Source organism: Cupriavidus sp. GW822-FHT02D05 (assembly GCF_058802485.1).
In genome coordinates, this window is record NZ_JBXAOE010000030.1 from 34255 (window position 1) to 59966 (window position 25712).

Genomic DNA, 25712 nt, shown 5'->3' on the forward strand with positions numbered 1-25712 from the left:
TTCCTAGTCTCATAGTCATGGGGGAAGGCATGCATGGCGAATCCGGGCTGCCTTTGGCCGCAGGCTAACCATCGAATACGCGCAAACGCAAGCAGGACGCGGCCCGGTCCGGACCGCGGCGACCCAATTCGCCAGAACATATCCGAGGGTGGCGGCTTCGGAAAAGCAGGCTCGCAAGAATCCAAGGAGCAGTCATGAAAAAAAAGCGCCCAATCACCACCTACATCGTCATCGCGATGATCCTCGGCGTTATCGTCGGCTATAGCTGTAACAAGGCCTTCCCGGATCCCGGTACCGCCAAGGAGATCGCCGGCTATATATCGATCTTCACCGATGTCTTCCTGCGCCTGATCAAGATGATCATCGCACCGCTGGTGTTCTCCACCCTGGTGGTTGGCATCGCGCACATGGGCGATGCGAGCACCGTTGGCCGCGTCGGCGTGAAGGCGCTCGGCTGGTTTATCGTGGCTTCGTTTCTCTCGCTCACGCTGGGCCTGATCCTGGCCACCCTGCTGCAGCCCGGCCACAACATCGGCCTGCCGTTGCCGGACGTGGGGGCGGCCACCAACCTGAAGACCAACGCCTTCACGCTGAAGGATTTCATTACGCACCTGGTGCCGAGGTCCGTGGCGGAGGCCATGGCCACCAATGAAATCCTGCAGATCGTGGTGTTCTCGATCTTCTTCGGCACCGCGCTGTCGACCCTGGGGGAGACGGGCAAGCGGCTGGCGGGCGTCATCGACGACCTGGCGCAGACCATGCTCAAGATCACCGGCGCCGTGATGTGGATGGCGCCGCTGGCGGTGTTCGCGGCCATTGCTTCCACCGTGACCACGCAAGGGCTGGGCATTCTCATCACCTTCGCGAAGTTCATGGGCAGCTTCTATCTTGGCCTGCTGGTGCTGTGGGGCCTGCTGGTGGCGGCCGGGTTCTTCTTCCTGGGCAAGCGGGTGTTCACGCTGATCCGGCTGATTCGCGAGCCCTTCCTGCTGTCCTTTTCCACGGCCAGCTCGGAGGCCGCCTACCCGAAGATGCTCACCGCGCTGGACCGGTTCGGCGTCAGCCGCAAGATCTCCAGCTTTGTGCTGCCGATGGGCTACTCCTTCAACCTCGACGGCACCATGATGTATTGCACGTTCGCCGTGCTGTTCATTGCGCAGGCCTACGACATTCACCTGCCGATCGGTACCCAGATCACCATGCTGCTGCTGCTCATGCTGACGTCAAAAGGCATGGCCGGGGTGCCGCGCGCATCGCTGGTGGTGATTGCCGCCACGCTGAACCAGTTCGGCATTCCGGAAGCTGGCTTGCTGCTGATCATGGGGGTCGACCAGTTCCTGGACATGGGCCGCTCGGCGACCAATGCGGTAGGCAACTCGATTGCCGCTGCCGTGGTGGCGAAGTGGGAGGGTCAGCTGGCGAGCGAGTTGGATCCGGACGGCGAGGGCGACAGCACGGTATCGGATGCGCGCGCCCCGCTCGGAAAGCCGGGCGCGGTCCAGGCCTGAGCGGCCAGCGCGGGAGGGTGCCTCGCAGGCGGCCTCCCGCATGGTGTGCCGGGCATTGTGCGAACGATCACTGCAGGAGTGCAAATCAAATGCGTTCAAATGGAGCACGCGTGGGTGGCGGGCGCGGCAGCCGCGGCGGCCGGCAAATCGTGATGTGGGCGGCCGTTGCGCTGTGCGCGGCATTGTCCGCCGGCGCGGCGTTGGCGCAACAGGCGGGGGAACTGGCCGGCACGCTGAAGAAGGCGAAGGAAATCGGCACCCTGACCATCGGCTATCGCGAGTCGTCCTTGCCATTCTCGTACCTGGACCGGCTTGGCAAGCCGGTCGGCTATTCCATCGATATCTGCCGCGCGATTGTGGATGCGGTGGCGGCGGAGGTGGGCCGCGAGGTCGGCATTCAGTGGGTGCCGGTCACCTCGGACAATCGATTCGATGCGGTCACGTCCGGCAGGGTCGATCTGGAATGCGGCTCGACCACCAGGAACGTCGAGCGCCTGAAGCGCGTGTCGTTCTCACCGGTGATCTTCGTGGCCGGGACCAAGCTGATGGTGCCGAAGGGATCGCCGATCAAGTCGTTCAAGGACCTGAAGGGGAAGACCGTGGTCGCGACCGGCGGCACCACGAACGTGGAGGCGCTTGAGCGGCTCTCGGCTCGCTTCGGCCTGCAGCTGAACGTTATCAAGGCGCGGGACCATGCCGATGCGTTCCAGGTTTTGCAGCACGGTGGCGCGGACGCCTATGCGGGGGATGATGTGCTGTTGTATGGTTTTTTGCGCAGCAGCAGCGCCGGCGGCAGGTTCCAGATCGTCGGTGATTTCCTCTCCTACGATCCCTACGGGATCATGTTCCGCAAGGGCGATCTGCAGTTCGCCGCCGTGGTGGACAAGGCGGTGCGCGAGATGGCCGTGTCCGGGGAACTGGATCGCACGTACAAGCAATGGTTCATGAACAAGCTGCCCACCGGCGAGCGGCTCGGGTTGCCCATGAGCGCGCAGCTCGATGAGCTGATACGGGCCATCCCGGACCAGTCGGATTAAGCCGCTCGCGCATCCAGGGTTTCATGCCATCGCCGGGGAGCGCCGCTCAAGGGCGCGCTCCTCGGCCCTTGGAATGGCGAGCCGGACTGCTCAGCGATAGCTGGCGATGAACGCGCGCAGCTGCGGATAGATCGCCTCGCGCCAGCGCCGGCCGGAGAAAATGCCGTAGTGCCCGCAGCCCTGCGCTGTCACATGCTGCTTGCGCGCGCCGGGAATGCCCGCGCAAAGATCGTGCGCCGCCGCGGTCTGGCCCGCTCCCGTGATGTCGTCCAGTTCGCCCTCGATGGTCAGCAGCGCCGCGCCGGTGATGTCCTGCGGCCGTACCGGCTTGCCGTCGATCTCCCAGGTGCCGCTGGCCAGCCGGAATTCCTGGAACACATCGCGGATCGTATCCAGGTAATACTCGGCGGCCATGTCGAGCACGGCGTTGTACTCGTCATAGAAGTGCACGTGAGCCTCGGCGTCGTCCAGGTCGCCATCGACCAGGTTCTGGTAGTAGTCGTAGTGCGAGGAGAGGTGGCGATCCGGGTTGGTGGCCACAAAGCCGGCGTGCTGCAGGAAGCCCGGGTAGACCTTGCGGCCGTGTCCCGGGTAGTTGGCCGGCACGGCATGAATCACGTTGTTCTCGAACCACGCGAAGGACTTGTCGGTGGCCAGCGCGTTCACGGCAGTGGGGCTGCGGCGCGCATCGATCGGGCCGCCCATCATGGTCATGGTCCGCGGCGTGGCCTCACCGGCGGAAGCCAGCAGCGAGATGGCGGCAAGCACAGGCACGGCCGGCTGGCACACGGAGATGACATGGAGGTTTTCCGCGCCGATGTGGCGGATGAAGTCCTGAATGTAGTGTACGTAGTCGGTCAGGTGGAACGGGCCGTCCTCCGCCGGCACCATGCGGGCATCGATCCAGTCGGTCACGTAGACCTTGTGATGCTGCAGCAGGGTTCGCACCGTATCGCGCAGCAGGGTTGCATGATGGCCTGACAGCGGGGCGCACACCAGCACCACCGGCTCGTCCTTCAGCCACTGGATGACCTGCGGATCGTCGGCATAGCGCTTGAAGCGCAGCAGCTTGCAGAAGGGCTTCTCCACGATGGTCTGCTCGACGATGGGAACGTCCCGCCCGTGGCATTGCACCGACTTGATATCGAAGGGCGGCTTCTTGTAATCCTTGCCGAGGCGGTAGAGCAGTTCGTAGCCGGCGGCCATCCGGTTGGCGCCCGGCATCATGGACAGCGGGCTGAGCGGATTGGTAAAGGCGCGCGACGTGGCTTGCGCCAGTGCGGTGAGCGGCAACAGCAAGGCGCTCTTGAGTTCGTGGAATTGGTAAAGCATGGGGAATACCTGTCAGTCTTGAAAATAGGGGGCGTCCCCCGGGCTACCGGGGGGCGATGGTGGATCGGGTGGATCAGTTGGGCCAGTTGGCTCAGTTGGCTCAGTTGGATTACGCCTGGGTCACTCCTCGGCCTGCACCTTGTCATAGGCGATTTGCAGACGGCGCAGCTTGGAGTACAGCGTTTGCTTGGGGATGGAAAGTGCCCTGGCGGTAGCCGCCACGTCGCAGTTGTTCCGCTTGAGTTCCTCCATGACAACCACCCGTTCAAACTGTTCGAGCTGGTCGGGCAGGCTGTTGCCGTGCTCGGCATGGCCGCCGTGCAGCTCGAAATCATCGGACAGCAGCCCGAGCACGAAACGGTCGGCCACATTGCGCAGCTCCCGCACGTTGCCAGGCCATGAATGGGACAGCAGCAGCTCGAACTGCGCGTTCCCGAGCACCGGCGCCGGCCGGTTGAAGCGGGTAGCGGCCTGCAGGATGAGATGCTCGAACAGCAGCGGGATATCTTCGCGCCGCTCGCGCAGTGGTGGCAGGTCGATAAAGGCCACGCCGATGCGGTAGTACAGGTCGGCACGGAACTTCTTTTGCTCGCTGAGGAGTTTCAGGTCCTCCTTGCTGGCGGCAATGACCCGGCAATCCACCGCGATGGGCTCGTTCGACCCCACCCGTTCGATGGAGCGCTCCTGCAGCGCGCGCAGGAACTTGACCTGCACCGACATCGGCATGCTCTCGATCTCGTCGAGAAACAGGGTGCCCCCCTGCGCATGCTCGAACTTGCCGCAACGCCGCCGCGTGGCGCCCGTGAAGGAACCCACCTCATGCCCGAACAGTTCGCTCTCGGCCAGGGCTTCGGGCAGGCCGCCGCAGTTCAGCGGCACGAAGTTGCCGGTGCGGCGCGCGCTATGGTCATGCAGGCAGCGCGCCACCAGGTCCTTGCCCGTGCCGGTCTCGCCATAGATCACCACGTCCGCGGGCGCATCGGCCAGCGCGCGCACGGCGCGGCGCACCCGCTCCATCTGCGCGGAGCGTCCGATCAGGCAGGCCTGGATCCCGTGCCAGCTTTCCAGCTGCTCGCGCAGGCCCAGCACTTCCAGGCTGAGCTTGCGCCGGTCGGCGGCGCGCCTGACCACGGAGACCAGCCGCTCGGAGGAGCACGGTTTCTCGATAAAGTCGTACGCGCCCTCGCGCATGGCTTGCACCGCCATGGAGATGTCGCCGTGGCCAGTCATCAGGATCACGGGCAGGTCGGGGTCGATGTGCCGGATCTCGTTGAGCCAGGCCACGCCGTTCATGCCCGGCAGCTTCACATCGCAGACCACCACCACCGGCTCGCCGATGCCGATGCTGCTGCGCGCCTGCTCCACCGAGGCAAAGCCGTTAACGGCGAAGCCCGCCAGCTCGAGGGCCTGCGAGCTGCCGACCAGCACATCCTCCTCGTCCTCGACAAAAACCACGCGGATGGGATGGGTGTCAGTCATTGGTTTGTCTCTCATGCGACGGCGCCAGCGGCAGCTCGACCACGAACTCGGCACCGGCAGGCGCAAGGTTGCGGGCGTACAGGCGCCCGCCGAATTCGCGCACGATGTGCGCCGAGATCATCAGGCCAAGGCCCAGGCCCTTGCCCGCCGGCTTGGTGGTAATGAATGGGTCGAACAGGCGCGGCAGCACGTCGGGATGGATGCCGGGGCCGGTGTCGCGGATGGTGATGATGCAGAGTTGGTCCTGCCGGGCCGCATGGATCTCCAGATCCCGCACCGGCGCGCCCGACAAGGCATCGGCGGCATTGCCCAGCAGGTTGACCAGCACCTGCTCGACGCGGATCTCATCGGCCAGGACGCTGATGTCGTCGGGGTCGATCGCCACGTTGACCGTGATATCGCGCTCCCGCATCCGGGTGCTGACAAGGAGCAGTGCGTCCTGCACCGCCTGGCGTACCAGGACCGGCTGCACCGCATCCTGGGACTTGAAGGCAAAGACCTTGAGCTGCTGCGTCAGCCGGCCGAGGCGATCGATCAGCTTGGCGATGCGCTGGAGGTTGCCCGCCACATCCTTGAGCCTGCCTTTTTCCAGCAGCACCTCGGCATTGTCCGACAGCGTGCGCATGGCCGCCAGCGGCTGGTTGAGTTCATGCACCACGCCGGCGGACATCTGCCCGAGCGCGGCCAGCTTGCCGGCGTGGACCAGGTCGCTTTGCAGCGCGCGCAGCTCGGCCGTGCGCTCCAGCACCTTGGCCTCCAGGCCATCGTGCGCGGCGCGCAGCGCGCGTTGCGCGGCGGCTTGTTGTTGCGCGGCGCGCAGGCGTAGCGCAATCACCAGCGCCAGCAGCAGTATCACCATGCAGGCCAGGAGAGCGCCGATGGCGGCGTTGCGGGCCAGGTTGCGCGCCGGCAGTTCGTCATCCAGCAGCATGATGCGCCAGAGGCCATGGTTGACCGTGCGCTCCGAGGCCAGGTAATCCACGCCATCCAGGCGCACGCGCGTGGTGTGCGCATCCAGCCTGGCGCGTTCCTGCCAGTCCAGGGGCATCAGGTCGGACTTGCCGTAGGTGCGCGCCAGGCCGGCCTCGGCCAGCATCGCTTGCGTCAGCGGCGCCAGCGGACGCAGCCGCCACGGCGCAAGCGACGCGAGGATGACCACATCGCGGGCATCGACCACCATCACCTTGCCCGGGATCTGGACCCAGTTGCGTTCCACCGCGTCGAGGTTGACCTTGACCGTGGCCACGCCGCGCTGCGCGCCGCCTTGCTGCAGCGCGTAGGCGAGGTAATAGCCGGGCCGGCCGGAGGTAAACCCTACGCCGTAGAAGCGGCCCCGGCCGTGCTCGAGTGCATCGCGCATATACGGCCGGAACGAGAGATCCGCGCCCACCGGGGTGCCCGGCTGGTCCCAGTCGGCCGCCGCCAGGGTCAGGCCGGAGCGCTGGGTGACGTACAGGTTGTCCGCGCCGGCGGTTGCGGTGATGCCGTGCAGGTAACGGCTGACCTGCTGCTTGAGCGCCACGTCATCGGGCCGGCTGAGCAACGCGAAGACATCCGTGGTGGATTCGAGCAACGATGGCAGGTAGTCGAACCGGGACAGCTCGCCGTCAAGCCGCGCGGACACGACATCGAGGCGATGCTGGGCGGCAACCCGCAGCTGATCGAGTCCGGCGCGCAACGCCATGACATAGGCTAGCCACGTGGCCAGCGCGATCGCTACCAATGCCATACCGCACCAGATCCCCATGCGCATACGGCCGAGATTCATGTCGCGAGCCCTTTCTCCGCGGTCCTCAAGGATGCAGGACTTGTCGTCCGGATACCAGTGATAGAAGCGAGACCTGTGCTCGTCCAGGCACAGGTCAGGTGAATGCAGTGTACTCCCGGAGCACGGTTGCGCGAAGCCCGCGCAGCCGTCGGCGGGGCCTTGCGTTGTGTCGCGCCGCAGCATGTTCCAAGGCCAGCTAGGCATAGCGGAGTTCGCCGGTCTTGCCACGGAATACCCGGTACGAAAACACCGTGTAGCCGGCAATGGCCGGCACCGAGATGCACACGCCCACCAGGATCACCTTCAAGGCCTCCGGGCTGCTGGCGGCCTGCCAGATCGTCAGGCGGTGGATCACGACAAACGGAAAGATGCTATAGGCCAGCCCGAGGAAGCTGAGCACAAAGACCCCGATCAGCAGCACGAAGGGCAGCCAGCTCACCGGCCCACGCACCACGCGGGTGTTCAGCAGCATGCGCACGGCCACGAGCGCGACGCCGGTCACCAGCGGGATGGAGACGAGGGCGACAATCTGCGGCAGCACGAACCAGCGCTCGCGCACCGCCGGGCTGATCCAAGGTGTGGCAATCGAGATCAATGCCAGCCCGCAGACCATCGGCGCCCACGCGATCCTGGCCCAGTGCACCGCGCGCTGCTGGAGTTCGCCCTCGGTTTTCATGACGAGCCAGCACGCGCCGAGCAGCACGTAGGCCATCGGCAACGCCACGGCGATGGCCGCAGCGAACAGGGGATAGTTCCAACCGGTACCGAAGCCACTGATGTAACGTCCCAGCATCCAGCCTTGCGAGACCGACGCGATCGTCGAGCCGGCGAAGAAGAGGCGGTCCCACATCGGCTTGTGCGCGCTCTTTACCTTCACCCGGAAGTCGAACGCCACGCCGCGCAGGATCAGCCCCACCAGCATCAGCGTGACAGGCAGGTAGAGCTCGGTCAATATGAATCCGTGCGCCTTAGGGAAAGCCACGAGGAGGATGCCGATGCCGAGCACCAGCCAGGTTTCGTTGGCATCCCAGAACGGACCGATCGACGCCACCATGACGTCTTTCTCGGCCGGGGCCGCCCGGTGCATCAGCATGCCGACGCCCAGGTCATAGCCATCGCTGATCACGTAGACCAGCATGGCCACGCCCATCAGCGCCATGAAGATCACGGGCAGGGCATCGTCAAAACGCATCCAGGTCATGGTTGGCTCCCGGCAGGCAAGGGGCGCGCGGCGATCGTGCCGGACGCCGGCGTGGGTTGTCCGGCGTGATCGGCCCCGAGCGGGGCTTCCGGTTTCTCCGCCAGGTACTTGAGCACGCTGGCATAGGCGACGATCAGCGCGAGGTACACCGTCGCAAACAGCGTCAGTGTCAGGGCGATATGGGGCGCCGGCACGTTGGAGGCAACGTCGGCGGTGCGTACCAGGCCGTAGACGATAAAAGGCTGGCGTCCGATCTCGGTGACGTACCAGCCGGCCACCGTGGCAATCCAGCCGGAGAAGGTCATGCCTGCGAATCCCCACAGCAGCGCGCGCGGCAGCCGCTGCGGCTGCCAGCCGGCGCGGCGGTACCACCACCAGCCCAGCCAGCTGGCCGCCAGCATCAGCACCCCCATGCCCACCATCACGCGAAACGCGAAGAACAGCGGGAGGACGGGCGGATGCGCGTCGCCGAACGTGTTCAGCCCGCGGATCTCGCCGTCAGCGCGGTGCGTCAGGATCAGGCTGGCGAGATGCGGGATGCCGATCGCCGCGCGGTTGGTGCGGGCGCGGGCATCGGGAATGGCGAAAAGCAGCAAGGGCGCGCCGCGCTCTGTCTCCCACACGCCCTCCATGGCCGCGATCTTCTGGGGCTGGTGCTCAAGCGTGTTGAGCCCGTGCATGTCGCCGACCGCGATCTGCAGGGGGATCGCGACAGCGGCGAGGGTCAGCCCGACCCGCAGCACCTTGGGCGCGGACAGCTGTCCGGTGCCCTTGAGCAACTGCCACGCGCTCAGCCCCGCGAGCAGGAAGGCGCAGGTCAGCGCCGAGGCCAGCAGCATGTGGCAGAAGCGGTAGGGGAAGGAGGGGTTGAAGATGATGGCGAGCCAGCTGTGCACATGGAACTCGCCATGGATGATCTCGTAGCCCTGTGGCGTCTGCATCCAGGAGTTCAGCGCCAGGATCCAGAAGGCGCTGAGCGTGGTGCCGAAGGCGACGAAGAAGGTCGACATCAGGTGTATCCGCTCGCCCACCTTGCCGTGGCCGAACAGCATCACGCCAAGAAAGCCGGCTTCGAGAAAGAACGCGGTCAGTACTTCATAGGCGAGCAGGGGCCCGGCAATATTGCCGACCGTTTCCATGAAGCCAGGCCAGTTGGTGCCGAACTGGAAGCTCATGGTGATGCCGCTGACCACGCCAAGCGCGAACGTCAGCGCGAACACCTTGGTCCAGAACCGGTAAGCATTCAGCCAGGCATGGCGCAGCGGTGGCGTGTCCGCCTTCAGATAGCGCCAGCGGAAGAACAGCAGCAACCATCCCAGGGCGATGCTGATGGTCGGGAACAAGATATGGAAGGTGATGTTGGCAGCAAACTGCATGCGCGCCAGCAGGATGGGATCCATCTGTCCGGGCTCCTCCGTGGGTTGTGGATGGGACGCCGCGCGTGCGGCGTCCCGGTTGCTGCATGGCGGCGTGGCTACCGCGAGGTCAGCGCTTGCCTTCGCCGTTCAGGCCGTTCGACATGCCGATCAGCACGCCGCTGACCAGCGTGGCGTAGTGCTCGAGCCAGGCTTCGGTGCTGCTTTGCGCAAAGGCCCGTCCCTCGCGCGCGAGCTCGCGCGCCTGGGTGGTCAGTTGCTCGACCACTGCCGTGGCGCTGGCGCCGGTCGCCGTGCCTTTGAGCTTCATGCCCTCCAGCACCGACGACCACGGCCCCTGAACTGACTGTGGCAACTCACCGATGGATTTGGCCACCGTGCCCAACAGCGCGTCCTCCATCTTCTCGATGTCGGCCACGGCCTTCTTGAGGTGGGTCTCGCGCAATTGCGCGCCCTGGTCGACGATCTGCTGCAACGCCCGGCGATTGGCTTCCACCGCCTGCACCAGCGCGGCGTCCATGCCCTGCGCGACCTGGGACAACATCGGCTCCAGCCCCGGCCCGGCGAGCCCGCTGCCGGTCACCCCGGCGGAGGCCGCCTGGGTGACCATCTTCAGCGTGTCCTTGATGCTCTTCAGGGTCAGCTCCCGGCCTTGCAACGCCTTGAGGGTCGCTTGCTGGACCGCCTGTTGCAGGGATTCGCCTTGCTTTTGCGACGATTGCGCGAACTGCTTGATCAGCGCGTCGTGATCGATGCCCATGGATTTCATATGGTCTCCGGTTGCTGCCTTGCCTTGCTGTTGTCTTGCCAGATGGCCGTCATCGCTGCGCCCGCGTCACTGCATGTGCTGGCCGCCGTTGATGGCGATGTTGGCGCCGGTCAGGAAGGCGGCTTCTTCCGAGGCCAGGTAGATGATCAGGCCCGCCACTTCCTCCGGCTTGCCCAGGCGGCCTACCGGGATCTGCGGGAGAATCTTGGTATTCAGGATCTCCTCGGGAATGGCAGTGACCATCTTGGTCCCGATGTAGCCGGGCGAGATAGTGTTGACCGTCACGCCTTTCCTGGCGACCTCCAGGGCCAGTGCCTTGGTAAAGCCGTGCACGCCGGCCTTGGCGGCCGAATAGTTGGTCTGGCCGAACGCGCCCTTGGAGCCGTTGACCGACGACACGTTGATCACGCGGCCCCAGCCGCGCTCGACCATGCCGTCCGCGACCTGCTTGGTCATGTTGAACAGGCTGTCCAGGTTGGTGCGCAGCACCATGTCCCAGTTCACCTTGTCCATCTTCTTGAACGTCATGTCGCGCGTGATGCCGGCGTTGTTGACCAGCACATCGACCGGGCCGGCGACTTCCGTCACTGCCGCCACTGCCTTGGCGCACGAATCGATGTCCGCCACATCGCAGGGCACGGCGAGGATGTCGTAGCCGCGTGCCTTCATCTGCTGAACCCATTCGCCATGGGTGGTGTTGCCGGGCGAATAGGTGACCGCCACCCGGTAGCCGGCATCGGCCATCTTGGTGGAAATGGTTTCGCCCAGGCCGCCCATGCCGCCCGTGACCAGTACTACGCGTTGCTTGCTCATGGTTGTTTTCTCCTTGTGGAATGTATGTTGTCTTAGCGATAGATTGGCGCTCGATTAGCGCTCGACGGCCAGCGCCACGCCCATGCCGCCGCCGATGCACAGCGACGCCAGGCCGCGCCTGGCATCGCGCCGCGCCATTTCATGGAGCAGGGTGACCAGGATGCGGCAGCCGGACGCGCCGATGGGATGGCCGATGGCAATGGCGCCGCCATTGACGTTGATCTTGCTGGCGTCCCAGTCCATTTCCTGGTTGACCGCGCACGCCTGGGCGGCGAAGGCCTCGTTGATCTCCATCAGGTCCAGGTCGTTGATGCTCCAGCCCGCCTTGTGCAGGCAACGCTGCGAGGCCGGGACCGGGCCCATGCCCATGATCGTGGGGTCAAGCCCGGCGCTGGCATAGGAGGCGATGCGGGCCAGCGGCGTCAGCCCCAGCTCGCGCGCCTTGCTGGCCGACATCATCAGTACCGCCGCCGCGCCGTCGTTCAGGCCAGAGGCATTGCCTGCGGTGACGGAGCCGGCCTTGTCGAACGCCGGCCGCAGGCCCGCCAGGGCATCGGCCGTGGTGCCGTGCTTGATGAACTCGTCGGTATCGAACACCACCGTGCCCTTCTTCGAGACGATCGAGACCGGCACGATCTCGTCCTTGAAACGGCCGGCTTTCTGTGCCAGCTCGGCCTTCTGTTGCGACGCGGCCGCGAACGCGTCCTGCTGTTCGCGCGAGATGTTGTAGGCCTTGGCCACGTTCTCGGCGGTGGTGCCCATGTGGTACTGGTTGAAGGCGTCCCACAGGCCGTCGACGATCATGGTGTCGGTCAGCTTCCAGTCGCCCATGCGCTGGCCGTCCCGCGAGCCTGCCAGCACGTGCGGTGACGCGCTCATGTTCTCCTGGCCGCCGGCGATGACGATATCGGCGTCGCCGCACTTGATGGCCTGGGCCGCCAGGTGCACGGCCTTCAGGCCGGAGCCGCAGACCTTGCCGATGGTCATGGCGGGCACGGTGTTGGGCAAGCCGGCCTTGATGGCGGCCTGGCGCGCGGGGTTCTGCCCGCTGCCAGCGGTCAGCACCTGGCCCAGCAGCACTTCGTCGACCATCTCGGGTTTCAGGCCGCTGCGTTCGAGCAAGGCCTTGATGACCGTGGCGCCCAGCTCAGGGGCCGGCACCTTGGCGAGCGATCCGCCGAACTTGCCCACGGCGGTTCTGGCTGCGGCGACGATGACAACATCTTCCATGTGACTCTCCTGGGTGAATCTTGGGGGTAGGGTGGATAGCGAATTGACGGGGCGGCTGGCTGGTTGGTAGCTAGCTGGCCTTCGCCTTGACGTAACGCCCGGGTGCGGGCTCGATCACGGGGTAAGCGGCGTGGCCGGGCGACCGGCGCGCAGCGGTGCGCGCGCCGGCGTGCTGCGCCAGCCAGCGGGTCCAGGCCGGCCACCAGCTGCCTTCGGCGCGCTCGGCGCCGTCGAGCCAGCGTTGCGGATCGCTCTGGAGCGGCCCGGTCCAGTGATGGCGCTTGCCTTTGGCCGGCGGGTTGATCACGCCGGCGATATGGCCGCTGGCGCCCAGCACAAAGGTCGTGGGCCCGCCCAGCAGGCGCGTGGTGGCATAGGCGCTGCCCCACGGCACGATATGGTCGTCATGCGAGGCATAGAGAAAGGCTGGCACCTGGACCTGGGCAAAGTCCACCGGCTCGCCGCACTGCACCGTGCCGCCGGGCACCCGCATACGGTTCTCCAGGTAGGCGTTGCGCAGGTACCAGCAATACATCGGCCCGGGCAGGTTGGTGTCGTCGCAGTTCCAGGACAGCAGGTCGAACGCGGGCGGCGCGCTCCCCTTCAGGTAGCTGTTGACGGCATAGGGCCAGATCAGGTCGTTGGCGCGCAGCGCCGCGAACACATGGGCCAGCTCGCGGCCGCGCAGCAGCCCGCCGCGGCCGATCGCGGCCTCGTGCATGGCGACCATGGCTTCGTTGACCAGTAGCCCGATCTCGCCCGTGTCGTGGAAATCCAGCATCGTGGTGAGCAGCGTGACGCTGGCAACCTTGTCCTCGGCGCGCGCGGCGGCCACGGCCAGCGCGCAGGCCAGCAGCGTGCCGCCCACGCAGAAGCCCAGCGTGTTGACGCGGTCGGCGCCCGTGATGTCCTGCGCCACGTCGATGGCGCGCAGCACGCCTTGCTCGAGATAGTCGTCCCAGGTCAGGTGCGCCTGCGCCTGCGCCACGTTGCGCCAGGACACCAGGAAGACCGTATGTCCTTGCGCCACCGCATGGGCGACGAAGGAGTTCTCGGGCTGCAGGTCGAGGATGTAGAACTTGTTGATGCAGGGTGGCACGATCAGCAGGGGGCGCTGATGGACCTTGCCCGCGCCCGGTGCGTACTGGATGAGCTGCATCAGCTCGTTCTCATGCACCACGGCGCCCGGCGTGGTGGCCACGTTGCGGCCAACCTCGAAGCGCTGCTCATCGGTCATGGACACGCGCCCCTTGGCCAGGTCCTGCAGGAACAGGCGCATGCCTTCCACCAGGCTGGCGCCGCCGGAGTCCACGGCTAGTTGCAGCGCCTCGGGGTTGGTGGCCAGGCAGTTGGCCGGGCTGAGCGCATCCAGCACCTGGCGCAGCGCAAACTGCCACTGGCCTTTGGTCTGCGCATCGGCCGGCGCTTGCTCGATCGCGCCTTGCAGCAGCGTGGCGTAGCTCTGGTAGTGGCGCACCGCCAGCGCGAAGCGCGGGTCATCGCGCCAGGCCTGTGCGGCAAAGCGCCGGTCCGCGGTGCCGGCAGGCTCGCTCGCCGGCCAGAGCGCGCTCATTTGCCTGAGGGCCTGTTCCGGCCAGGCGGCGAGCGCGCGCGCTGCCGCCAGCATGGAGACCGGCGCGGGCGTGCCGTCGGCATCCTGCGGTGCCTGGCCGGGAGCGGCGCCGAACGCGCGCAGCATGGTCTGTTGCGCGCTGAAGAGCTCGGCAATCCAGCGGGAGGGGTCGGGCGTGGGCGTGGTCATGGGGTCCGGATTTGTGCGGTTGCTTGTGCGTGTGCGTGTGTGTTTGCAGGACAGCGGCACCGGGTTCAGTGCAGCTTCACATGTGGCTCGGTGCGCCGGACGATGGAGCGCGCCAGCGTGTCCAGCGCCACCTTGGCAAAGCCGTGCAAGGCCAGTTCGTGCATCTTGTAGAGCGACAGGTACATCATCCGGGCGAACAGTCCCTCCATCATCAGGCTGCCGCCGATCAGGCCGCCCATCATGTTGCCCACGGTGCTGAACTCGCCCAGCGACACCAGCGAGCCGAAGTCGCGGTAGCGGTAGTCGGCCAGCGGCTTGCCCGCCATGCGGGCGCGGACCTGCCTGACCATGTGCGAGGCCTGCTGGTGCGCGGCCTGGGCGCGCGGCGGCACGAACCCGCCCTTGCCCTGATTGGCCTCGGGCCACGCGCACGCCGCGCAATCGCCGATCGCGAAGATGTTCTCGTCGCGGCTGGCCTGCAGCGTGGGATGCACCACAAGCTGGTTGATGCGGTTGGTTTCAAGGCCCGCCAGGTCCTTGAGAAAGTCGGGTGCTTTCACGCCCGCCGCCCATACCACCAGTTCCGCCGGCAGCAGGCGGCCATCGCCCAGCAGCACGCCGCCGGGCAGCACCTCGGCCACCTTGGCGTCGGTAAGTACTTCCACGCCCAGCTTGCGCAGCAGGCCCTGCGTGGCGCTTGAGAGGCGCGGCGGCAGCGCCGGCAGCACGCGCGGCGCGGCTTCGATCAGCGTGACGCGGATGTCCTTGTCGGCGTCGACCCGGTCCAGGCCGAAGGCCACCACCTCGCGGGTGGTGCGGTGCAGCTCGGCCGCCAGTTCCACCCCGGTGGCGCCGGCGCCGATGATGGCAACGTGCAGCTGCTGGGCCAGCAGGGGCGCGGTCTGCGCATGCGCGCGGATGCAGGCATTGACCATGCGCGAGTGAAAGCGCAGCGCGTCCGCCGCGGACTCCAGCCGCATGGCGTGCTCGTAGACGCCAGGGGTGCCGAAGTCGTTGCTCTGGCTGCCCACCGCGATAATCAGCGTGTCATAGCCAAAGGTGCGCGGCGGCGTGATCTGCGTGCCTTCGTCATCCACATAGGGCGCCACCAGCACCTCCTGGCGCTCCCGGTCCAGTCCCACCATCTCGCCGACGCGGTAGCGGAAGTGGTGCCAGTGCGATTGCGCGAGATAGCCCACTTCATGGGCGCTCATGTCCATGCTGCCGGCGGCGATCTCGTGCAGCTTGGGCTTCCACACGTGGGTGCGGGTTTTCTCGATCAGGGTGACTTCGGCTTGCCGGCGCCGGCCAAGGGTGTTGCCCAGCCGGGTGGCCAGCTCAAGCCCGCCAGCGCCGCCGCCGACGATGACGATGCGGTGCGGTGCCTTGACGCTGGCGTCGGGACGATAGGTGGAAGGTTTCATCGCGGCCTGCCGGTCACCGGGTCAGCGTGGTGCCGGAGGCCGGCATGCGCGCCACCATCGGATCGAGCACGGCCTCCGGCTCGTCGGCCTCGGCGTCCGATTCGTTGTCCAGCCGGCGGTGCATGCGCGCCACGTCCAGGTCGCCGGTCCATTTCGCTACCACCACCGTGGCCACGCCGTTGCCGATCAGGTTGGTCAGCGCGCGCGCCTCCGACATGAAGCGGTCGATGCCCAGGATCAGGGCCAGGCCCGCCACCGGCACATGGCCCACCGCCGACAGCGTGGCCGCCAGCACGATGAAGCCGCTGCCGGTGACCCCGGCCGCGCCCTTGGAGGTGAGCAGCAGCACGGCCAGCAACGTCAGCTGCTGCATCAGGCTCATGTCGGTATTGGTGGCCTGGGCGATAAACACAGCCGCCATGGTCAGGTAGATGGACGTGCCATCCAGGTTGAACGAGTAGCCGGTGGGAATCACCAGCCCCACGACGGACTTGCGCGCACCCAGGTTCTCCAGCTTGGCCATCATCCGCGGCAGCACCGATTCGGACGACGACGTGCCCAGCACGATCAGCAGTTCCTCCTTGATGTACTTGATGAACTTCCAGATCGAGAACCCATGCGCGCGCGCGATGCCGCCAAGCACGACAAAGATGAAGAACAGGCAGGTCGCGTAGAACGTTGCCATCAGCTGGCCAAGCTGCAGCAGCGAGCCCACGCCATATTTCCCGATGGTGAACGCCATGGCCCCGAACGCACCGATGGGGGCCACCTTCATGATGTAGCCGACGATGGTGAACAGCACATGCGAGAATTTCTCGATGAAGTCGAACACCAGCGTGCCGCGCCCGCCGAACTTGTGCAGCGCGAAACCAAACATCACGGCAAACAGCAGCACCTGCAGGATCTCACCCTTGGCGAAGGCGTCCACCACGGTATTGGGGATCACATGCAGCAGGAAATCCACCGTGCCCTGCATCTTGCCGGGCTCGGTATAGGCGGCGATGCTCTTGGTATCGAGCGTGCTCACGTCGACATTCATGCCCGCCCCGGGCTTGACGATGTTGATGATCACGAGACCCACCACCAGCGCAATGGCGCTCACCACCTCGAAGTACAGCAGCGCCAGCCCGCCGGTCTTGCCGACCTTCTTCATGTCCTCCATGCCGGCGATGCCGACCACGACCGTGCAGAAGATGATCGGCGCGATGATCATCTTGATCAGCTTGATGAAGCCATCGCCCAACGGCTTCATCGCCTCGCCGGCCTGCGGGTAGAAGTGGCCGAGGATCACACCGATGACGATCGCGGTGATGACCTGGAAGTACAGGGATCGGTACAACGGCTTGGGGTGATTGTCATTGTCCATGGGTGTCTCCTCTTTGGGGTTGCGTGGGCGCCGGCGTCGTCGCGGGTCAGGTCAGTCGATTGCCCAGGCAGAGGCGCGCTGCGCTGGCGTCGACCGTTGCCACGGCGCTCATGTTGACGATGCGGCGTACCGTCGATGAAGACGTCAGGATGTGCACCGGGCGCGCGGCGCCGAGCAGGATGCCGCCCACCGTGATGCCGCCGCCCGCGGCGATGCGCATCAGGTTGTAGGAGATGTTGGCGGCATCCACGTTGGGCATCACCAGCACGTTGGCTTCGGTGGGCAGGCAGGATTCGGGGAACTCGTGCTCCAGGATGGGCTTGGACAGCGCCGCATCGCCGCGCATCTCGCCTTCCACGGCCAGCGACGGCTCGCGCGCCTTCACCAGCGCCAGCGCCTCGCGCATCTTCACCGCGGCCGGCGCGGTGGAGCCGCCGAAGTTGGAGTGGGAGAGCAGGGCCACGCTAGGCGTGATGCCGAAACGCCTGACCGCCTCGGCCGCCAGCAACGTGATGTCGGCGATCTGCTGCGCCGTCGGGTCGAGGTTGACGTGGGTGTCGCAGATAAACAGCTGGCGGCCCGGCAGCATCAGCATCTGCATGACGGCGAGCGTCTCGCTGCCGGGCTTGAGGCCGATGGTGTCCCGCACATAGCCAAGGTGATCCTGGAAGCGGCCCACGGTGCCGCACAGCATGGCATCGGCCCGGCCCTGGCGCACCAGCATGGCGCCCAGCAGCGTACCGCGGCTGCGCACCTCCGCCTGTGCCAGCGCCCGCGACACGCCGTCGCGGCAACTCAGCTGGTAGTACGCCTCGGCCGCGTCGCTGTAGACGGCGGGGTCCAGTGGATCCACGCACTCGCAATCCACGCCGGGCTGCAGGCGCAGGCCGAACTGCGCGATGCGCTGGACGATCGCATTGGGGCGGCCCACCAGCAACGGGCGCGCGATGCCCTCATCGATCACCACCTGGGCGGCGCGCAGCACGCGCTCGTCCTCGCCTTCAGCGTAGATCACCCGCTTGGGCGCGCGTTTGGCGGCGGCAAACACCGGCCCCATGGCGCTGCGCGACTGGTAGACGAACTGGCCCAGGCGCTGGCGATACGCCTCCATGTCAGCGATCGGGCGCGTGGCCACGCCGCTGTCCATCGCGGCCTTGGCCACGGCGGGCGCCACCGCTTCGATCAGGCGCGGGTCGAACGGCTTGGGAATCAGGTATTCGGCGCCGAAGCGCAGGCCCACCGCGCCGTAGGCCTGGGCCACCACTTCGGGGATTTCCGCATGCGCCAGTTCGGCGATGGCGCGCACGGCGGCCAGCTTCATCTCCTCGTTGATGGTGGTGGCGCCAACGTCCAGCGCACCGCGGAAGATGAACGGAAAGCACAGGACGTTGTTGACCTGGTTCGGATAGTCCGAGCGCCCGGTGCCCAGGATGGCATCGGGACGTACCGCCAGCGCATCCTCCGGCGCGATCTCCGGCGTGGGGTTGGCCATGGCCAGGATGATCGGGTCGCGCGCCATCACCTTGACCATGTCCGGCTTGAGCACGCCGCCGGCCGACAGCCCCAGGAAGATGTCCGCGCCGCCGATGATGTCAGCCAGCGTGCGCGCGGACGTGTCCTGCGCATAGCGCGCCTTGTTCGGGTCCATTGCCTCCTTGCGGCCCTGATAGACCACGCCGTTGCTGTCGGAGACGAACACGTTGCCGGTCGGCAGGCCCAGGCTGACGATCAGGTCCAGGCAGGCCAGTGCCGCGGCGCCGGCGCCGGATGCGACCAGCTTGACCTCGGCGATATCCTTGTCAACGTGCTTGAGCGCATTCAGGATGGCCGCGGCGGCCACGATGGCCGTGCCGTGCTGGTCGTCATGAAAGACCGGGATCTTCATGCGCTCGCGCAACTTCTTCTCGATGTAGAAGCACTCGGGCGCCTTGATGTCTTCCAGGTTGATGCCGCCAAAGGTCGGCTCCATGCGGGCAATGGTGTCGATCAGCGCGTCCGGATCGTCTTCCGCCAGTTCGATGTCGAACACATCGATGCCCGCGAACTTCTTGAACAGGCAGCCCTTGCCCTCCATCACCGGCTTGCCCGCCAGCGGCCCGATATTGCCCAGGCCCAGCACCGCGGTGCCGTTGGTGATCACGGCGACCAGGTTGGCGCGCGACGTGAGGTTCATTGCCTCGGCCGGATCGCGCACGATTTCCATGCAGGCATCGGCCACGCCCGGCGAGTAGGCGAGGGCGAGGTCGCGCTGCGTGGCCATTGCCTTGGTCGGCGTCACGGAGATCTTGCCGGGCGTGGGGTAGCGGTGGTAGTCGAGTGCGGCTTCGCGAAGGTTTTCGGTCATGGTTGTCTCTGTGGCTCGGTCAGGGCGCCAGATCGGCGATACACGTTCTTGTGATCTCTTGGGCGTAGCGCACGGCGCAAATGCCGCGCCGTGCGCCTCTCGCTTATTTCTTCTTATTTCTTCTTCACAGGCGGCAAATCGGTGCAATGCCCTTCAAACACCTCGGCCGCCATCCCGATCGATTCGCCCAGCGTCGGGTGCGGGTGGATGGTCTTGCCGATATCGGCGGGCTCGCAGCCCATCTCCACGGCCAGGCAGATCTCGCTGATCAGGTCGCCGGCATGCGTGCCGACGATGCCGCCGCCGATCACGCGATGGGTGGCTTCGTCGACGAGCAGCTTGGTGAAGCCTTCGTCGCGGCCGTTGGCGATGGCCCGGCCCGAAGCGGCCCACGGGAACACGGCCTTGCCGAACTTGATGCCTTCGGCCTTGCACTGGTCTTCGGTCTTGCCGGCCCAGGCCACCTCGGGATCGGTGTAGGCAACGGACGGGATCTGCCGCGCGTCGAAGAAGGCGGGCTCGCCGTGCGCGGCCTCGGCGGCCACATGCGCTTCATGTACCGCTTTGTGCGCCAGCATTGGCTGGCCGATGATGTCGCCGATCGCATGGATATGCGCGATGTTGGTCCGCATCTGCTTGTCGACCTCGATGAAGCCGCGCTCGGTGACGGCCACGCCGGCTTTGTCCGCGCCGATGGACTTGCCGTTGGGGCTGCGGCCCACCGCCACCAGCACCGCGTCGTAGACCTGCGGCGCCGGCGCCTCCTTGCCCTCGAAGCTGACTTCGATGCCCGCCGCGGTGGCCTTGGCCCCCACCGTCTTGGTCTTGAGCATGACGTGGTCGAAGCGGTGCGCGTTCTTCTTCTCCCACACCTTGACCAGGTCGCGGTCCGCGCCCTGCATCAGGCCATCCAGCATCTCCACCACGTCGATGCGCGTGCCCAGCGTGGAGTAGACCGTGGCCATCTCCAGCCCGATGATGCCGCCGCCCACCACCAGCATGCGCTTGGGGATCGACCTGAGCAGCAGCGCGCCGGTGGAGTCGACCACGCGCTCGTCGTCGGGCATGAACGGCAGCTTCACCGCCTGGCTGCCCGCCGCGATGATGGCCTTGGCGAACTTGATCACGCGCTTGCCGCCGTCGGCCGCCACCACTTCCAGGTGATACGGGTCGAGGAAGCTGCCGACGCCGGTCACCACCTCGACCTTGCGTGCCTTGGCCATGCCGGCCAGGCCGCCGGTCAGCTTCTTGATGACGCTGTCCTTGAAGCCGCGCAGCTTGTCCAGGTCGATCTCGGGCGCGCCGTAGCGGATGCCGTGGTCCGGCAGGGTCGCCACTTCGTCCATGACCGATGCGGTGTGCAGCAGCGCCTTCGAGGGGATGCAGCCCACGTTGAGGCAGACACCGCCAAGCGTGTCGTAGCGCTCCACCAGGACAGTCTTCATGCCCAGGTCGGCGCTGCGGAACGCGGCGGAATAGCCCCCGGGGCCGGCGCCCAGCACCAGCATTTCGCATTCCTGGTCCACCTTGCCGGTGTAGCTGGCAGCGTTGGGAACGGGCGCGGCGGCTGGCGCTGGCTTGGGCGGTGCCGATGGGGCCGATGGGGCCGCAGGCGCTGGCGCGGCGGGCGCGGCAACGGTTGCAGCGCCCGCGGCGGCCTCCACCACCAGGATCACCGATCCCTCGCTCACCTTATCGTTGACCTTGACGGTGATCTCCTTGACTACGCCGGCGTGGGTGGAAGGGATCTCCATCGAGGCCTTGTCGGACTCGACCGCGATCAGGCTGGTATCCACGGCGATGGTCTCGCCGGGCTTGACCATGACCTCGATCACCGTGACATCCTTGAAATCGCCGATATCCGGCACTTTGACTTCGACACGTTGGGTCATTGCAGCGCGCCCCTCAGAACAGCACACGCCGCAGATCGGCGAGCAGGTTGGCAAAATGGACATTGAAGCGGGCAGCCGCGGCGCCGTCGATGACACGGTGGTCCCATGACAAGGACAGCGGCAGCGTGAGGCGCGAAGCCCAGTTCTTGCCGTCGCTGGAGTGCTGCTTCCAGAAGCTCTTGCATACGCCCATGATCGCGACTTCGGGCGCGTTGATGATGGGGGTGAAGTTGATGCCGCCGATGCCGCCGAGCGAGCTGATGGTGAAGGTGCCGCCCGACATCTGGTCGGGCTTGAGCTTGCCCTCGCGCGCCAGCTTGGCCAGCTCGCCCATCTCCCGCGCGATATCGGGGATGCTCTTCTTGTCGACGTCGCGGATTACCGGCACCATCAGGCCGTTGGGCGTGTCGGCCGCAAAGCCGATGTGGTAGTACTGCTTGAGCACCAGGGTGTCGCCGTCCAGGCTCGCGTTGAACTCGGGGAATGCCTTGAGCGTGGCCACGGCCGCCTTCATCATGAAGGGCAGCATGCTGATCTTGACGCCGCTCTTCTCCAGCTCCTTGTTCATCTGCACGCGGAATTGCTCGAGGTCGGTGATATCGGCTTCGTCGTGCGTGGTGACGTGCGGGATCACCACCCAGTTGCGGTGCAGGTTGGCGCCCGAGATCTTCTTGATGCGGCTCAGTTCCTTGCGCTCGACCGGGCCGAACTTGGCGAAGTCGACCTTGGGCCACGGCAGCAGGTCCAGGCCGGCGCCGCCACCCGCGGGCGCGGCGGCGGGCCTGGCGGCAGGCGCCACGGCGCCGCCCGGGCGGGCGAACGCCTCTACGTCGGCGCGCAGGATGCGGCCATGCTCGCCGCTGCCGCGCACCTTGCCCAGGTCCACGCCGGTCTCCCGGGCGAGCTTGCGCACCGCCGGGCTGGCGTAGGCAAGGGCAAAAGCGGTTTCGTCGACGCCACCGGATGCGGCGGTGGCAGCGGCGGGGGCAGGGGCGGCAAGCGCGGCTGCCACGGCGGGCGCGGCGCCCGGCGCCGTCGCCGCTGTCGTCGCTGTCGCCGCCGGCGCATCGCCGGTGGCCAGCGCCATGATGATGCTGCCTTCGCTGACGGTGTCGCCCACCTTGACGCGGATCTCCCGCACCACGCCGCCCAGCGGCGCCGGCACGTCCATGGTGGCCTTGTCGGACTCCAGCGACAGCAGCGCGTCCTCCGCCTTCACGGTATCGCCGACCTTGACGAAGATCTCGATCACCGGGATGTCCTTGAAGTCGCCGATGTCGGGAATGCGCACTTCGGCCAGCCCGGCGGGCGCGCTGACCGGCGAGGGCGGCGCGCTCACGCTGGGCTTGGTGGCTTGCGCCGGCGCGGCGGCGGCAGTGCCGGCCCCATTGCCCTCGAACTGCATCAGCACGCTGCCTTCGCTGACGGCATCGCCCAGCTTGACGTGGATCTGCTTGACCACGCCGCCGTGCGGCGCGGGCACTTCCATGGTGGCCTTGTCCGACTCCAGCGAGACGAGCGGGTCCTCGGCCTTGACCAGGTCTCCCACCTTGACGAATAGCTCGATCACCGGCACGTCCTTGAAGTCCCCGATGTCGGGCACCTTGATTTCAATGGCTTGGTTCATTGTCTTTATTCCTTCGCCTGTCAGACCGTCCACGGCGCTGCGCGCTCGCTATCCACCCCATATCTGGCAATGGCCTCGGCCACCACCGCGGGCTTGATCGCGCCGTCATCGCACAGCGCCTTGAGCGCGGCCACGGCCACGTGGTAGCGGTCCACCTCGAAGAAGCTGCGCAGCTTGGCGCGGTAGTCGCTGCGGCCAAAGCCATCGGTGCCGAGCACCACGTAGCGGCGCCCGGCGGCGTGCACGTATTCGCGCACCTGGTCGGCGTAGTTGCGCATGTAGTCGGTGGAGGCGATCACCGGGCCGTCATGGCCTGCCAGGCTCGCCTCGACCCAGCTCTTGCGGCGCGGCTCGGTGGGGTGCAGCAGGTTCCAGCGCTGCGCGGCCATGCCGTCGCGGCGCAGCTCGTTGTAGCTGGGGGCGCTCCAGATGTCGGCGGTGACGTTGAAGTCCGCCTTCAGCAGCTCGGCCGCCGCAATCACCTCGCGCAGGATGGTGCCGCTGCCCATCAGCTGCACGCGCAGCCCGCCCTTGCCGGCCTTGCCGCCGTCCTTGAGCAGGTACAGGCCCTTGAGAATGCCTTCCTCGGTGCTGGCGCCGGCGCCCGCTTCGGCCAGCCCCGGGTGCGTGTAGTTCTCGTTCATCAGGGTGATGTAGTAGTACACATCCTCCTGCTGCTCGTACATGCGGCGCATGCCCTCGCGCACGATGGTCACCACTTCATAGGCGAAGGTGGGGTCGTAGGAGACACAGTTCGGGATGGTGCCGGCGATGATGTGGCTATGGCCGTCCTCGTGCTGCAAGCCTTCCCCGTTGAGCGTCGTGCGCCCGGCGGTGCCGCCCAGCAAGAAGCCGCGCGCGCGGATATCGCCCGCCAGCCACGCCAGGTCGCCCACCCGCTGCAGCCCGAACATCGAGTAGTAGATGTAGAACGGGATCATCGGCACGTTGCTCGTGCTGTACGAGGTCGCGGCCACGATCCAGCTGGACATCGCGCCGCCCTCGTTGATCCCTTCCTGCAGCACCTGGCCGTCCTTGGACTCGCGGTAGTACATCAGCTGGTCGGCATCCTGCGGCTTGTAGAGCTGGCCGACCGACGAATAGATGCCCAGCTGGCGGAACATGCCTTCCATGCCGAAGGTGCGCGATTCGTCAGGCACGATGGGCACCACGTGCTTGCCAATGGCCTTGTCCCTGACCAGCGTGCCCAACATCTGCACGAAGGCCATGGTGGTGGAGATCTCGCGCTCGCCGGTGCTGTCCAGCAGGCGCTGGAAGTTGGACAGCGGCGGGATCTCCAGCGAGGTCGACTTGCTGCGGCGTGCCGGCAGGTAGCCGCCCAGCGCCGCGCGCCGGGCGCGCAGGTACTGCATCTCCGAGCTGTCCTCGGCCGGCTTGATAAAGGGCACGTCGGCCAGTTGCTCGTCGCTGACCGGAATCTGGAAGCGGTCGCGGAAGCCGCGCAGGGCGTCCTGCGTCATCTTCTTGGCCTGGTGGGCGATCATCTGGCCTTCGCCGGATTCGCCCATGCCATAGCCCTTGACCGTCTTGGCCAGGATCAGCGTCGGCTCGCCGGTGTGCTTCACGGCCGCCGCGTAGGCGGCAAACACCTTCTCGGGATCGTGGCCGCCGCGCGTGAGGCCCCAGATTTCCTCATCGCTCATGTCGGCGACCAATGCCTTGAGTTCCTCGTATTTGCCAAAGAAGTGCTCGCGCACATAAGCGCCGCTCTTGCTCTTGAAATCCTGGTACTCGCCGTCGACGCATTCCTCCATGCGCTTTAGCAGCAGGCCGCTCTTGTCCTTGGCCAGCAGCTTGTCCCAGCCGCCGCCCCAGACCACCTTGATCACGTTCCAGCCGGCGCCGCGGAAGACCGATTCGAGCTCCTGGATGATCTTGCCGTTGCCCCGCACCGGGCCGTCCAGCCGCTGCAGGTTGCAGTTGATGACGAAGATCAGGTTGTCCAGCCGCTCGCGGCCGGCCAGCGAGATCGCGCCCAGCGATTCGGGCTCGTCCATCTCGCCGTCGCCCATGAAGGCCCAGACCTTGCGCGCCGCCGTGTCCGCCAGGCCACGGCCTTGCAGGTACTTGAGGAAGCGCGCCTGGTAGATCGACATCAGCGGCCCCAGGCCCATCGACACGGTGGGGAACTGCCAGAAATCCGGCATCAGCCAGGGGTGCGGGTAGGAGGACAGCCCGGTGCCCCCGGTCTCTTGCCGGTAGCCCAGCAACTGCTGCTCGGTGAGCCGCCCTTCGACAAAGGCGCGGGCATAGATGCCGGGCGCGCTGTGGCCCTGGATGTAGAGCAGGTCGCCGCCGTGGGTGTCGGTGGGCGCATGCCAGAAGTGGCCAAAGCCGATGTCGTAGAGCGTGGCGGCCGACTGGAAGCTGGCGATGTGGCCACCCAGCTCCGACGATTCCTTGTTGGCGCGCAGGATGATCGCCATGGCGTTCCAGCGGATGATCGAGCGCAGGCGATGCTCGATGGCGCGGTCGCCGGTCGATTGCGCTTCGTCCTTGGGGGCGATGGTGTTGCGGTAGCCCGTGGTCAGGGAGCGCGGCACATAGAGGCCATCGCGCCGCGCCTCGTCCACCAGCGTATTGACCAGCTGGTTAGCGCGCTCGGCTCCGCGATGTTGCGTCACCGCTTGCAAGGACTCCAGCCATTCCGCGGTCTCGATAGGATCGAGATCGCCCGCTTCTCGTGCGCTCATAGTGTCTCCACGTGTTCTGTTTTGGTTGTGTCGGGTGCTGCAGTGGCAGATCTGTTCAGCAAGAGACATG

Annotated in this window: 17 protein-coding genes; 2 read left to right on the forward strand and 15 right to left on the reverse strand. The window is 66.4% G+C overall.

Annotation, left to right across the window (positions count from 1 at the left end):
- Positions 1-194 precede the first annotated feature (194 nt).
- Positions 195-1508: a dicarboxylate/amino acid:cation symporter gene (locus AC1RQK_RS31300; protein ID WP_492813228.1), complete on the forward strand. Its 1314-nt coding sequence runs from the start codon at positions 195-197 to the stop codon at positions 1506-1508.
- Between the two features lie 152 nt (positions 1509-1660).
- Complete coding sequence (locus AC1RQK_RS31305; RefSeq protein ID WP_492813312.1) at positions 1661-2545, forward strand: amino acid ABC transporter substrate-binding protein; 885 nt, start codon at positions 1661-1663, stop codon at positions 2543-2545.
- A 90-nt stretch (positions 2546-2635) separates the two neighbouring features.
- On the opposite strand, the gene AC1RQK_RS31310 is transcribed toward AC1RQK_RS31305, so the two are convergent.
- The 15 genes from AC1RQK_RS31310 to aceE form a co-directional block, all read right to left on the reverse strand.
- On the reverse strand, positions 2636-3877 hold the full coding sequence (locus AC1RQK_RS31310; protein ID WP_492813230.1) for a polyhydroxyalkanoate depolymerase: 1242 nt from the start codon (positions 3875-3877) through the stop codon (positions 2636-2638).
- Positions 3878-3997: 120 nt separating this feature from the next.
- The gene (locus AC1RQK_RS31315; protein WP_416051921.1) at positions 3998-5356 is read right to left on the reverse strand and encodes a sigma-54-dependent transcriptional regulator; all 1359 of its coding nucleotides are present in this window, start codon (positions 5354-5356) and stop codon (positions 3998-4000) included.
- Positions 5349-7124, reverse strand: a complete 1776-nt coding sequence (locus AC1RQK_RS31320; protein ID WP_492813232.1) for a sensor histidine kinase — start codon at positions 7122-7124, stop codon at positions 5349-5351. Before AC1RQK_RS31320 ends, AC1RQK_RS31315 begins: the two co-directional genes overlap by 8 nt.
- Positions 7125-7320: 196 nt before the next feature.
- Positions 7321-8316, reverse strand: a complete 996-nt coding sequence (locus tag AC1RQK_RS31325; RefSeq protein ID WP_492813314.1) for a cytochrome d ubiquinol oxidase subunit II — start codon at positions 8314-8316, stop codon at positions 7321-7323.
- 5 nt (positions 8317-8321) lie between these two features.
- Positions 8322-9725 (reverse strand): cytochrome ubiquinol oxidase subunit I, encoded by a 1404-nt coding sequence (locus AC1RQK_RS31330; protein WP_492813234.1) that lies wholly within the window; start codon positions 9723-9725, stop codon positions 8322-8324.
- A gap of 85 nt (positions 9726-9810) precedes the next feature.
- Positions 9811-10470 carry a DUF6781 family protein gene (locus tag AC1RQK_RS31335; RefSeq protein ID WP_492813236.1) on the reverse strand — a complete coding sequence of 220 codons (660 nt, stop codon included), beginning with the start codon at positions 10468-10470 and terminating at the stop codon, positions 9811-9813.
- A gap of 66 nt (positions 10471-10536) precedes the next feature.
- On the reverse strand, positions 10537-11283 hold the full coding sequence (gene phbB / locus AC1RQK_RS31340) for an acetoacetyl-CoA reductase (RefSeq protein ID WP_043354246.1): 747 nt from the start codon (positions 11281-11283) through the stop codon (positions 10537-10539).
- A gap of 54 nt (positions 11284-11337) precedes the next feature.
- The gene (locus tag AC1RQK_RS31345; protein ID WP_492813239.1) at positions 11338-12513 is read right to left on the reverse strand and encodes an acetyl-CoA C-acetyltransferase; all 1176 of its coding nucleotides are present in this window, start codon (positions 12511-12513) and stop codon (positions 11338-11340) included.
- A gap of 70 nt (positions 12514-12583) precedes the next feature.
- Positions 12584-14275: a class I poly(R)-hydroxyalkanoic acid synthase gene (gene phaC / locus AC1RQK_RS31350; RefSeq protein WP_492374528.1), complete on the reverse strand. Its 1692-nt coding sequence runs from the start codon at positions 14273-14275 to the stop codon at positions 12584-12586.
- A gap of 65 nt (positions 14276-14340) precedes the next feature.
- Complete coding sequence (locus AC1RQK_RS31355; RefSeq protein ID WP_492813241.1) at positions 14341-15699, reverse strand: NAD(P)/FAD-dependent oxidoreductase; 1359 nt, start codon at positions 15697-15699, stop codon at positions 14341-14343.
- A 13-nt stretch (positions 15700-15712) separates the two neighbouring features.
- Positions 15713-17065, reverse strand: a complete 1353-nt coding sequence (locus AC1RQK_RS31360; protein ID WP_492374530.1) for a dicarboxylate/amino acid:cation symporter — start codon at positions 17063-17065, stop codon at positions 15713-15715.
- A gap of 46 nt (positions 17066-17111) precedes the next feature.
- A complete protein-coding gene (locus AC1RQK_RS31365; protein ID WP_492813243.1) occupies positions 17112-19409 on the reverse strand; it encodes an NADP-dependent malic enzyme in 2298 nt (765 codons plus the stop codon).
- A gap of 113 nt (positions 19410-19522) precedes the next feature.
- Positions 19523-21301, reverse strand: coding sequence for a dihydrolipoyl dehydrogenase (gene lpdA / locus AC1RQK_RS31370; RefSeq protein WP_492813245.1), 1779 nt, complete (start codon positions 21299-21301; stop codon positions 19523-19525).
- A 13-nt stretch (positions 21302-21314) separates the two neighbouring features.
- Entirely contained in the window at positions 21315-22928 is a 1614-nt protein-coding gene (aceF, locus tag AC1RQK_RS31375; RefSeq protein WP_492374533.1) for a dihydrolipoyllysine-residue acetyltransferase, read from the reverse strand.
- A gap of 20 nt (positions 22929-22948) precedes the next feature.
- Positions 22949-25642 carry a pyruvate dehydrogenase (acetyl-transferring), homodimeric type gene (gene aceE, locus AC1RQK_RS31380; protein WP_492813247.1) on the reverse strand — a complete coding sequence of 898 codons (2694 nt, stop codon included), beginning with the start codon at positions 25640-25642 and terminating at the stop codon, positions 22949-22951.
- Between the last annotated feature and the right edge of the window lie 70 nt (positions 25643-25712).